This is a genomic window from Streptomyces katrae (genome assembly GCF_000966975.1).
Lineage (GTDB): Bacteria > Actinomycetota > Actinomycetes > Streptomycetales > Streptomycetaceae > Streptomyces > Streptomyces katrae.
The window spans coordinates 1-10,348 of sequence record NZ_JZWV01000518.1 but is presented as its reverse complement, the minus strand read 5'-3'; the positions used below and the strand labels follow the sequence as shown (position 1 = coordinate 10,348).

At 73.8% G+C, this 10,348-nt stretch carries 11 protein-coding genes; 10 read left to right on the top strand and 1 reads right to left on the bottom strand.

Annotation, left to right across the window (positions count from 1 at the left end; genetic code table 11):
* From VR44_RS18935 to VR44_RS18900, 8 genes are all read left to right on the top strand, one after another.
* Nucleotides 1–616, top strand: a 616-nt coding sequence (locus VR44_RS18935; protein ID WP_045948721.1) for an acetate--CoA ligase family protein, incomplete at its 5' end; no start/stop codon positions are given.
* Between the two features lie 38 nt (nt 617–654).
* Nucleotides 655–1,251, top strand: a complete 597-nt coding sequence (locus VR44_RS18930) for a DUF5998 family protein (protein ID WP_211275092.1) — start codon at nt 655–657, stop codon at nt 1,249–1,251.
* Nucleotides 1,251–2,468, top strand: coding sequence for an alkaline phosphatase family protein (locus tag VR44_RS18925; protein ID WP_045948720.1), 1,218 nt, complete (start codon nt 1,251–1,253; stop codon nt 2,466–2,468). The genes VR44_RS18930 and VR44_RS18925 overlap by 1 nt, the downstream gene beginning before the upstream one ends.
* A gap of 53 nt (nt 2,469–2,521) precedes the next feature.
* Complete coding sequence (locus tag VR44_RS18920) at nt 2,522–3,172, top strand: thymidine kinase (protein WP_045948719.1); 651 nt, start codon at nt 2,522–2,524, stop codon at nt 3,170–3,172.
* A gap of 65 nt (nt 3,173–3,237) precedes the next feature.
* A complete protein-coding gene (locus VR44_RS18915) occupies nt 3,238–3,705 on the top strand; it encodes a bestrophin-like domain (RefSeq protein WP_245691977.1) in 468 nt (155 codons plus the stop codon).
* Between the two features lie 202 nt (nt 3,706–3,907).
* Nucleotides 3,908–5,242 carry a cation:proton antiporter gene (locus tag VR44_RS18910; protein WP_045948718.1) on the top strand — a complete coding sequence of 445 codons (1,335 nt, stop codon included), beginning with the start codon at nt 3,908–3,910 and terminating at the stop codon, nt 5,240–5,242.
* Nucleotides 5,243–5,406: 164 nt separating this feature from the next.
* Nucleotides 5,407–8,106 carry an AAA family ATPase gene (locus VR44_RS18905; protein WP_045948717.1) on the top strand — a complete coding sequence of 900 codons (2,700 nt, stop codon included), beginning with the start codon at nt 5,407–5,409 and terminating at the stop codon, nt 8,104–8,106.
* Nucleotides 8,100–8,477 carry a 6-pyruvoyl trahydropterin synthase family protein gene (locus VR44_RS18900; RefSeq protein WP_045948716.1) on the top strand — a complete coding sequence of 126 codons (378 nt, stop codon included), beginning with the start codon at nt 8,100–8,102 and terminating at the stop codon, nt 8,475–8,477. Before VR44_RS18905 ends, VR44_RS18900 begins: the two co-directional genes overlap by 7 nt.
* Before the next feature lie 7 nt (nt 8,478–8,484).
* Here VR44_RS18900 and VR44_RS18895 read toward each other — a convergent pair whose 3' ends face one another.
* Nucleotides 8,485–8,925, bottom strand: a complete 441-nt coding sequence (locus tag VR44_RS18895) for a nuclear transport factor 2 family protein (RefSeq protein ID WP_045948715.1) — start codon at nt 8,923–8,925, stop codon at nt 8,485–8,487.
* Nucleotides 8,926–9,017: 92 nt separating this feature from the next.
* On the opposite strand from VR44_RS18895, the gene VR44_RS18890 reads away from it, so the two are divergent.
* Together VR44_RS18890 and VR44_RS18885 are read left to right on the top strand one after the other, a co-directional pair.
* Nucleotides 9,018–9,587: a PadR family transcriptional regulator gene (locus tag VR44_RS18890; protein WP_045948714.1), complete on the top strand. Its 570-nt coding sequence runs from the start codon at nt 9,018–9,020 to the stop codon at nt 9,585–9,587.
* Complete coding sequence (locus VR44_RS18885) at nt 9,574–10,308, top strand: SGNH/GDSL hydrolase family protein (protein WP_045948713.1); 735 nt, start codon at nt 9,574–9,576, stop codon at nt 10,306–10,308. The genes VR44_RS18890 and VR44_RS18885 overlap by 14 nt, the downstream gene beginning before the upstream one ends.
* The last annotated feature ends 40 nt before the right edge of the window (nt 10,309–10,348 follow it).

Sequence of the window (10,348 nt, the reverse complement as noted above, 5' to 3'; positions counted from 1 at the left end):
CCCCGCCCCCAGCGCCGACGCCGCCGTCCGCGCGGCCGGGGTCCTCGGCTACCCCGTCGCCCTCAAGACCACCGCCCCGCACCTGCGCCACCGCGCCGACCTGGGCGGCGTACGCCTGGACCTCACCACCGAGGCCGAGCTGCGGCGCTCCTACGAGGAGCTCACCGAGGCCCTCGGCAAGCCCTCCGAGCTGCTGCCCGTCGTCCAGTCGATGGCCCCGCGCGGGGTGGACACCGTCGTCCGCGCCGTCGTCGACCCCGCCGCCGGCGCCGTCCTCTCCTTCGGGCTCGCCGGGGTCCCCTCCGAGCTGCTCGGGGACACCGCGCACCGCCTGGTCCCCGCCACCGACCGCGACGCCGCCGGACTGGTCCGCGCCCTGCGCGCCGCACCCCTCCTCTTCGGCTGGCGCGGCAGCGACCCCGTCGACACCCCCGCCCTGGAGGAACTGCTCCTGCGGCTGTCCCGGCTGGTGGACGACCACCCCGAAGTGACCGGAATCTCCCTGGAGCCGGTCGTCGTCGCCACGGAGGGCCTCTCCGTGCTCAGCGCCACCGTGCGGGTCGCCCACCCGCCCGCGCGGACCGACCTCGGACCGCGGACCCTGCCCAGCTACTGAACGACGGGCAGGTAGGGGGACCCCGTACGGGCCTTAGGATGGACCTCATGGCGAAATCCGGTACGACGACCCAGGGGCTGCGCGCGGCGATCGAGCGCAGCGGCTACTACCCGGCCCTCGTGGCCGAGGCCGTGGAGGCCGCGGTGGGCGGCGAGCCGGTCTCGTCGTACGTGGTCCACCAGGAGACCACCTTCGACTCCAACGAGGTCCGCCGGCACGTGACCGTGCTGGTCCTCACCGACAACCGGTTCATCGTCAGCCACACCGACGAGCAGGCCGCCGACGCCGGGTCCCCGTCCCCGTACGCGACCACCTCCACCGAGTCGGTCAAGCTCGGCTCCATCTCCTCGGTGGTGCTCAGCCGCGTCGTCGCCAACCCGGAGTCCTATACCCCCGGCCAGCTGCCCCGCGAGGTCGTCCTGACCATCGGCTGGGGCGCGGTCTCGCGCATCGACCTGGAGCCCGCCGCCTGCGGCGACCCCAACTGCGACTCCGACCACGGATACACCGGCAACTCCACCGCCGACGACCTCAGCCTCCGCGTCAGCGAGGCCGGCGACGGCCCCGAGACGGTCCGCCAGACGCTGCTCTTCGCCCAGGCCCTGTCCGAGGCCACCGCGGCCACCGCCCGTTGATGTCGTACTCCGCGCCGCCGAACTGGCAGGACGAGCCGGATCTCCTCGACCTCGCCGGCGCCCCGGTCCCGCACTACGGAACCGGCTCGCTCGCCGACCTGCTGCCGACCCTGGCGGCGGGCCAGGGCGTGCCCGGGCTCACCGCCGGGATCGCCGAGCTGACCCCCGCCGACCGCAACTGCGTCTTCCTCGTCGACGGCATGGGCTGGGAGCAGATCAAGGCGCACCCCGAGTACGCCCCCTTCCTGACCTCCCTCCTCGCGAGCTCGCGCGGCGGCACCGGCCGGCCGCTCACCGCGGGCTTCCCCGCGACCACCGCCACCTCGCTGGCCTCCGTCGGCACCGGCCTGCCGCCCGCCCGGCACGGCCTGCCCGGCTACGCCGTGCGCAACCCGGCCTCCGGCGAGCTGATGAACCAGCTCCGCTGGCAGCCGTGGACCCCGCCGAAGCCCTGGCAGCCGTACCCGACGGTCTTCCAGCTCGCCGACGCCGCGGGCGTGCACACCGCCCAGGTCTCCGCCCCGAACTTCCAGAGCACCCCGCTCACCCAGATCGCCCTCAGCGGCGGCACCTTCCACGGCCGGATGACCGGCGAGGAGCGGATGGACCTCGCCGCGATCCAGCTCGCGGCCGGAGAGCGCTCCCTCGTCTACACGTACTACAGCGAGCTCGACGGGGCCGGACACCGCCACGGCGTGGACTCCGACGCCTGGCGCGGCCAGCTCATGTACGTCGACCGGCTCGTGCAGCGCCTCGCCGAGCAGCTGCCGCCGCGCACCGCGCTGTACGTGACCGCCGACCACGGCATGGTGGACGTCCCCTTCGACGAGGACTCCCGCATCGACTTCGACGAGGACTGGGAGCTGGGCGCGGGAGTCGCCCTGCTCGGCGGCGAGGGCCGGGCCCGGCACGTCTACGCGGTGCCCGGCGCCGAGGCCGACGTGCTGACCGTCTGGCGCGAGGTGCTCGGCGACCGCTTCTGGGTCGCGAGCCGCGAAGAGGCCCTGGAGCTCGGCTGGTTCGGGGCGCCGGGGGAGTGCGACGAACGGGTCCTCGGCCGGATCGGCGACGTGATAGCCGCGGCGATAGCCGCGGCCCAGGCCGACGTCGCGATCACCGCCTCCCGCAACGAGCCCAACGAGTCGGCCCTCACCGGCATGCACGGCTCCATGACGGCGGCGGAACAGCTGGTCCCGCTCCTCGAAGTCCGCACCTGAGCCCCACCCACCCCTCCTTCACCCCCCACGACCCGAAAGGTCCTGTACCTCCCATGCCCGAGCTGGTGTTCTTCTCCGGAACGATGGACTGCGGAAAGAGCACACTGGCTCTCCAGATCGGCCACAACCGCTCCGCCCGCGGACTCCAGGGCGTGATCTTCACGCGCGACGACCGGGCGGGCGAAGGCAAGATCTCCTCCCGGCTGGGCCTGGTGACCGAGGCGGTCGAGGCCGCCGAGGGCATGGACCTGTACGCGTACCTGGTGGAGCTGCTGTCCAAGGGCGGCAAGGCCGACTACGTGATCGTGGACGAGGCGCAGTTCCTCGCGCCCGAGCAGATCGACCAGCTGGCGCGCATCGTCGACGACCTCGACATGGACGTCTTCGCCTTCGGCATCACCACCGACTTCCGCACCAAGCTCTTCCCCGGCTCCCAGCGGCTGATCGAGCTGGCCGACCGGATCGAACAGCTCCAGGTCGAGGCCCTGTGCTGGTGCGGGGCCCGGGCCACGCACAACGCCCGTACGGTGGGCGGGGTCATGGTGGTCGAGGGCGCCCAGGTGGTGGTCGGGGACGTCAACCGGCCGGCGGAGGAGATCGGCTACGAGGTCCTGTGCCGCCGCCACCACCGCCGGCAGATGACGAGCGCCTCGGCCCACGCGGGTGCCCTCTCCCCGGACGTCCTCCCCGTCAACAGCGCCTGAGCGAGCCCTTTTCCGGCGCCGCCGCCACCCGGGCTGGATCCCGGGTCCGGGCTTCACTCGGTGGAGTGAACGTTTTCGCGTGTGCCCGTACCGGCCCTTGGAAGCGGGCGTTTCGGGGTGCTTCCTCCGGACCCAGCTACGGGGCCACGGAAAGCCATCTGCAGGACGCGTTCCGAGCGCTCCAGACGTACGACCCCAAGGGGCAGGGGGAGCAGGTCTTCTACGAGCAGGCCGTCGGCCACCTAAACGACGTCGCCTCACAGCGCCGCGCCCGCCTCACCATGGCACGCCGGGAACTGCCGCCCCTGCTCCAGGCCCTGGCCTTCGGCGGTGCGGTGGTCCTGATCCCGCTCACGTTCCTCTACGGGCTGCGCAAGCTGAGGGTCCAGATCCTGTTCGTCGCCTCGGTCGCCGGGCTCGTCGGCTTCAGCCTGCTCCTGGTCTTCGTCCTGGACCGCCCCTTCGCCGGCGACCTCAGCGTCAGTCCCGCCCCGTACCGGGAAGGGGCCCTCGCCAAGTACTGGACCCCCTGACGGGCCCCCGCCGCACCGGACTTCCGTCATTCGAGGCGACCTGCCGGACCGGGGGCCCCGGCGGGACGCAACCGTCCTACGCTTCCGGGGGACGCGCAAGGCCCATCCTGAAGGGAATGCCGACCGTGCCTCAACCAGACGGAGGGACACGTCCGGAAGGGCGTGGACACGCCGAGCCGGTCCCGGGCGGCGGTGGCGCGACATGACGAGCGCCGCTCCCGTTCCCACCCTCGCCCACCACACCCTGCTGGTGCTCCTCCTCCAGCTGTCGCTGCTCCTTCTGCTGGCCCTCACCCTCGGGCGGCTGGCCGCGCGCTTCAGGATGCCCGCGATCGTCGGCGAACTCCTCGCGGGCGTGCTCGTCGGCCCCTCGGTCCTCGGCCACCTGCTGCCCGGCCTCGCCGGCCGGCTGCTGCCACAGCAGCCCGAGCAGATGCACCTCCTCGACGCGGTCGGCCAGCTGGGCGTCCTGCTCCTCGTCGGCGTCACCGGCATGGAGCTGAAGTTCGGCCTCGTCAAACGCCGCGGGACCACGGCGGTCCGGGTGAGCCTCGCCGGTCTGCTGCTCCCCCTGGGACTCGGCATCGGCGCCGGCTACCTGCTGCCCGCCTCCCTGCTGCCGGGCGACACCGACCCGACCCTCTTCGCCCTGTTCCTCGGGGTGGCCCTGTGCGTCAGCGCGATCCCGGTGATCGCCAAGACGCTGATGGACATGAACCTCCTGCACCGCGAGATCGGCCAGCTGACCCTCGCTGCCGGCGTGATCGACGACGTCATCGGCTGGTTCCTGCTCTCCGTCGTCTCGGCGATGGCCACGGCCGGCCTGACCGCCGGCCGGCTCACCGCGTCCCTGCTGTACCCCGTGGGCGTCGTGGCCTTCGCCCTCCTGGTGGGCCGGCCCGCCGTAAGGCTCGCCCTGCGCGCGGCCGGCCGGTCACCGGAGCCGGGGCCGACCGTGGCCGTGGCGGCGCTGACCGTACTGCTCGGCTCGGCGGGGACGCACGCGCTGGGCCTGGAGGCGGTCTTCGGAGCCTTCGTGTGCGGGGCGCTGATCAGCACCAGCGGGGAACTCGACCCCGAGAAGCTGGCCCCGCTGCGCACCACCGTGCTGGCCTTCCTCGCACCGGTCTACTTCGCCACCGCCGGCCTCCGGATGGACCTGACGGCGCTGGCCAGGCCCGAAGTCCTGGCCGCGGCCTGCGCGGTGCTGGCCGTGGCCGTCCTCGGCAAGTTCGCCGGCGCCTACACCGGCGCGAAGCTGAGCCGGCTGAACAACTGGGAGGCCCTCGCCCTCGGCGCCGGCATGAACTCCCGCGGAGTGATCGAGGTGATCGTGGCGATGACGGGCCTGAGGCTGGGCATCCTGGGACCCGAGACGTACACCGTCGTCGTCCTCGTGGCGATCGTGACCTCCCTCATGGCCCCGCCCATCCTGCGCACGGCCATGGCCCGCGTCGAGGAGAGGGCGCAGACGGAACTGGCCCTGGCCGACGACGACCCGCACGGCCTGTCACCACGGCGCGCCACCAAGGTCTGAGGGGCGAGGACCTGGGCAGGCCGTGCTCCGGCCGGCCGTGCTCGTCGGTGTGCCGGACGGCCGATCGGAGCCAGGACGTGGCCGGAACCCGCCGGGGCGGGGGTGAGCCGGACCGGCATGATCTACCGTGGGCGGCACCTGCTGGTAGGGCGTGAGACGGGGGCATGGGCGTGCCGATCGGATTTGTCGACCGTGTGGAGCACATGGAAGAGCTGCGCTCGGTCGTCGCCGCGCTCGGGGAGGGGCGGGGCGGGCAGGCCATAGCGGTCGACGGGGTGTCGGGCATGGGCAAGTCGGCGCTGCTGCGGGCCTTCGAGGCCGAGGCGCCCGCCGGGTGCCGCGTCGTGTCCACCCGGTGCCGGCCCGGTATCGGCCCCGACCTGATGTACGGGCCGGTCCTCGACCTGCTCCTGAAGCTGGGCGAGGCCGAGCCCCGGCGGCGCGGGCGGCTGCGGCGGATGCTCGGCGCCACCGGGCAGGGGGTGGTCCGTTCGGCCCCCGAGGTGCTCTCGGCGATCGTCCCGGGGCTGGGGGCCGTGTTCACCCTGGGGCGGGAGATCACCGAAGCCTCCCTCGACTCCGGCTCCATGCCCTTCGACAGCCTCCTGCCCTTCCGGCACGCGGCCGCACTGCGGATCGCGGAGGGGCTGCTCGACCTGGTGCGCCAGGGGCCGCCGACCGTCATCGTCATAGACGACGTCCAGCACATCGACGAGAGCAGCCAGCTCGTCCTGGACCAGCTGCTGCGCGGCCTCGCCCGCGAACAGCTGGCCGTGGTCCTGAGCCACGCGAGCGACGCCGCCCACGCCGACGGCAAGGAGTCCCAGGTCGAGGCCCTGCTGCACAGCTGGGCCGGTGAGGGGCTGCTGCGGCGCCGCACGATGCGCGGGCTGCCGCAGGACGCGATCGCCGAACTCGTCGCGCAGCGCCACCCCGCCGCCCCGCCGGCCTTCTCCCGTCGCCTGGCCGAACTGACCGGCGGACACGCCATCTTCGTATCGCTCTGCCTCGACGAGTGGACCCCGCAGGACGGCGCCGAGGTCCCCCTGCCGGCCAGCCTCTCCCGTGTCGTCGAGGAGCGGCTGCGCGCGCTGACCGACCAGGACCGCCTCCTGCTCGCCACCGCCGCCACCCAGGGCGACGTGTTCCTCTCCCACACCGTCGCCGCCGCGACGGGCCTGCCCCACGACCTGGTCATGGAGCGGCTGCGGCTGATCGCCCGCGACCACCGCCTCGTCGTCCCCGGAACACCGCCGGCCTGGGCCCGCTGGGAGTCCGCGGACTGCTACCGCTTCGAGCACCGCGCCCTGTGGAGCGTGGTCTACACGGAGCAGAGCGCCGAGCAGATGCGCTCGCGCCACGCCCGCATCGCTTACGCCCTGGGCGAGGGCCCGCCGGAGACCATGTCGCTGGAGCGCCGCCTGGAGATCGCCCGGCACCTCCGCCACGGCGGCCCCTCCTGCCTCCTCGCCTCGGCCGACGCCCACTTCGAACTCGCCCGTGACGCGGCCACCCAGGGTCTCTCCTTCGCCGAGGCCGAGCGGCACTGCGAGGAGGTCATCCGCGCCGTACGGGAGCTGCCCGCCGGCACCGAGGGCCGCGACCGGCGCCTGGTCCGCGTCGTCGAGCTGCTGCTCTCGCTGACCGAGGTCCGCTGGCGCGGCCAGAGCACCCCGGCCGGCGGACCCGACATCGACGCCCTGGCCGCCGAAGCCGAGGCGGCCGCCGCCCGCTGCGCCGACCCCGACCTCGTCATCCGGGCCACCCTGCTGCGCGGCAAGACCCTGCTGGCCACCCGCGGCCTCGTCCCGTCACTGGAGAAGCTGCGGGCGGCCGTCGACCTGGCCGAGGAACACGGCGACCCGGCGGCCCTGTTCGTGGCCCGGGTCGAGTACGGCCGCCAGGTCTCCAAGCGCAGGCTCGCCGACGGCCTGGCCCAGCTGCGCGAGGCCGAGCGCCTGTACGCATCCGACCCGCGCCTGGGCGGCGGCGCCACGCCGGTCCTCCAGCACGCCCGCAACCTGGGCGAGATGCAGCTGGGCATCACCCTCTTCGACAGCGGACACCTGTCCGAGGCGCTGAACCGCCTCGGGCGGTGCGTGGCCCGGCTGCGCGAGGAGCCGCTCAACGCCGAGCTGCCCATGGCGCTCAACTACCTCGCCCAGGTGCGCCTCGGCCTCGGCGACGACCACGGCGCGGCGCAGGCGCTGCGCGAGGCCCTCGCCTTCGAGGCGGACCGGGGCGGCGACAGCGCCTGGCACGCCTACAACGCGGCGCTCCTCGCCCGGATCCTCGCCGACCGGCCGGAGACCCGGGACGAGGCCCGGCGGCTGATCGCGGACGCCTGGGCGGAGACGGAGCGGACCTGGCTGGCCAACCTCGTCCCCATCGTCCGCAACCTCTCCGCCGAGGTGCTCCTCACCGGCGCGGACGGGGACCTGCGGGCCCGCGGCGCGGTGGAGGCCCTCCAGGAGGCGGAACGGCTCGCCGTCGCCACCTGCGTCGAGACCCGGCGCAGCGGCATGGTCCGCAGCGAGATCGCCGCGTACTGCCTGCGCAGCCGGATCCGGCTGCGCAGGGGCGACCCGGCCGGGGCCGGGGAGCACGCCCGGGAGGCCCTGAGGATGCTGGACGAGGTGGGGGACATGCCCGCGCTGCGGACGGAGGAGGTCCTCTGGCACGCGGCGCGGGCCCTCGCGGCGGACGGAGCCCGGGAGGAGGCCCGGGGCCTGCTCGACCGGGCCCGGCGGGAGGTCCTGCGCAAGGCGGGGCTGATCGGCGACGAGACGCTGCGCGAGCGGTTCCTGACCGCGGTGCCGCTCAACCGTTCCCTCCTCGCGGCCGACGGGGAGGGAACGTGCTGACCATCACCAAGGAGTTCCACTTCTCCGCCAGCCACGTCCTGGACCGGCTGCCGTCCTGGCACCCGTGCGCCCGGATGCACGGCCACAACTACGCCGTGGTCATCGAACTCTCCGGCCGCCGGGAGGACCTCACCGAGGCCGGGTTCGTCCGGGACTACCGGGACCTGGACGCCTTCAAGCAGTGGATGGACGAGACCTTCGACCACCGGCACCTCAACGAGGCGCTGGGGGGGGGTATCTCACCGTCGGCCGAGAACCTGGCCGTGTGGATCTTCGACCAGTGGACGGAGCGGATCCCCGAGCTGACGGCCGTCAGGATCTCGGAGACCCCGAAGACCTGGGCGGAGTACCGCCCGGTCAGGGAGGCCTGACGAACGCTCAGGCCGCCCCGGGGGCGGGTCCGTCCTCGACCAGCCCGTCCTCGACCAGGCCGGCCAGTACCGCCTGACCCAGGGCGTGCACGGCGGACTGGGGCCGGACCATCACGGTGAACTCCTTGATCCGGCCCTCCCCGTCGAACTGCAGCTGGTCGATCCCGTGGACCTGCCGGCCCGCCACCAGCGCCCGGAAGGGCAGGACCACCGTCGGGGCGGCCTCCCCGTCCGCGGTGGTCTCGACCTCCCCCTCCAGCCGCCCCAGGTAGCGCAGGTCCTCGAAGGTGCGCAGCAGGACCCCGAACAGGCCCATGACCATCGCCTTGCCCTCGAACGGGACGAACTTCACCGGGCTGTAGAGGCGGACGTCCTCCGTGAACAGCTCGTCCAGCGCGGCGAGATCGCGCTTCTCCACGGCGGCGCGGAAGCGTTCGGCGGTCTCCATGACCCCTCCTGGAATCCGATTACTCAAGAATGTGACTAGTCACTTTCTTGAGTATGATGCCGAGGCGCACGAGGAAAGGGAAGGGGACCGGCATGGCACTGCGGCACGCGGTCCTGGCGGCGCTGCTCGACGACGAGTACAGCGGCTACCAGCTGGCGAAGGCCTTCGACATCAGCGTGGCCAACTTCTGGCACGCCCTGCCCCAGCAGCTCTACGCCGAGCTGGCCAGGCTGGAGGCGGACGGACTGGTCGTGGGCCGGGAGGTGGTCCAGGAGACCCGCCCCAACAAGCGCCTCTTCCGGGTCACCGAGGCCGGGCGCGCCGAGCTGGAGCGGTTCGCCGAGGCCGCCTCCAAGCCGTCCTCCATCCGCGACGACCTCCTCGTCAAGGTGCAGACCGCCGACCGCGTCGGCACCGGGCCCGTGATCGAGCAGCTGGAACAGCGCGCGGCCGCCGCCGGGGCCAAGCTCGAACTCCTCGGCAAGCTCCTGGACAACATGCGCGGCGACACGGACGAGGCGGAGTACCTCCTGCGGGGCGAGCGGGTCGGCCGGTACCTGACCTGTCTGCGCGGCCTGGCCTTCGAACGGGAGCACCGGGACTGGTGCCTGCGGACCGCGGCCGTACTACGGGAAAGGCAGCAGACGGATGCGGAACGGTGAACCCCTGCGCTACGTGGCCCTGGGCGACAGTCAGACCGAGGGGGTTGGGGACGGCGACGACACGGCGGGCCTGCGCGGCTTCGCCGACCGGCTCGCCGAGCACCTCGCGGCGGCCCACCCCGGCCTGCTCTACGCCAACCTCGCCGTCCGGGGCCGGCTCGCCGGGCAGGTCCGCTCCGGGCAGCTCGGGCCCGCGCTGGAGCTGCGGCCCGACGTGGCCACGGTGGTGGCCGGGGTCAACGACGTGCTCCGGCCCCGGTTCGACGCCGCCGAGGTGGCCGGGGAACTGGAGGAGATGTTCGCCGCGCTGACCGGGGCCGGGGCCCGGGTGGCCACCGTCACCTTCCCCGACGTGGGCCGGATCGCGCCCCTGGCCCGGCCGCTGCGCCCGCGCGTGGCGGAGCTCAACGCGCGCGTCCGCGCCGCCGCCGCGCGCCACGGGGTCGTGGTCGCCGAGACGGGCCTGGCGGCCGTGGGGGCCGACCCGCGCCTGTGGAGCACCGACCGGCTGCACGCGAGCCCCCTCGGGCACGCCCGGATCGCCGCCGCCCTGGCCGAGGCCCTCGCCCTGCCGGGCTCCGACGACGCCTGGCGGGCGGTGGCGGCCGAGGTGGGCTGGGCGGCCGGCTTCCTCGGCCCCTGGCTGGGCCGGCGGCTGCGCGGCACCTCCTCCGGCGACGGCCGCACCGCCAAGCGCCCCCAGCCGCTGCCGCTCGTCTAGAGGGTCTCCGGCACGGATCTGCCGGCACCACCCCTAACCC

Coding starts and splice junctions, on each gene's coding strand:
- VR44_RS18905 (WP_045948717.1), top strand. CDS start 5,407: ATGGGCGTGCCGATCGGATTTGTCGACCGTGTGGAGCACATGGAAGAG.
- VR44_RS18925 (WP_045948720.1), top strand. CDS start 1,251: ATGTCGTACTCCGCGCCGCCGAACTGGCAGGACGAGCCGGATCTCCTC.
- VR44_RS18910 (WP_045948718.1), top strand. CDS start 3,908: ATGACGAGCGCCGCTCCCGTTCCCACCCTCGCCCACCACACCCTGCTG.
- VR44_RS18920 (WP_045948719.1), top strand. CDS start 2,522: ATGCCCGAGCTGGTGTTCTTCTCCGGAACGATGGACTGCGGAAAGAGC.
- VR44_RS18890 (WP_045948714.1), top strand. CDS start 9,018: ATGGCACTGCGGCACGCGGTCCTGGCGGCGCTGCTCGACGACGAGTAC.
- VR44_RS18885 (WP_045948713.1), top strand. CDS start 9,574: ATGCGGAACGGTGAACCCCTGCGCTACGTGGCCCTGGGCGACAGTCAG.
- VR44_RS18930 (WP_211275092.1), top strand. CDS start 655: ATGGACCTCATGGCGAAATCCGGTACGACGACCCAGGGGCTGCGCGCG.
- VR44_RS18895 (WP_045948715.1), bottom strand. CDS start 8,925: ATGGAGACCGCCGAACGCTTCCGCGCCGCCGTGGAGAAGCGCGATCTC.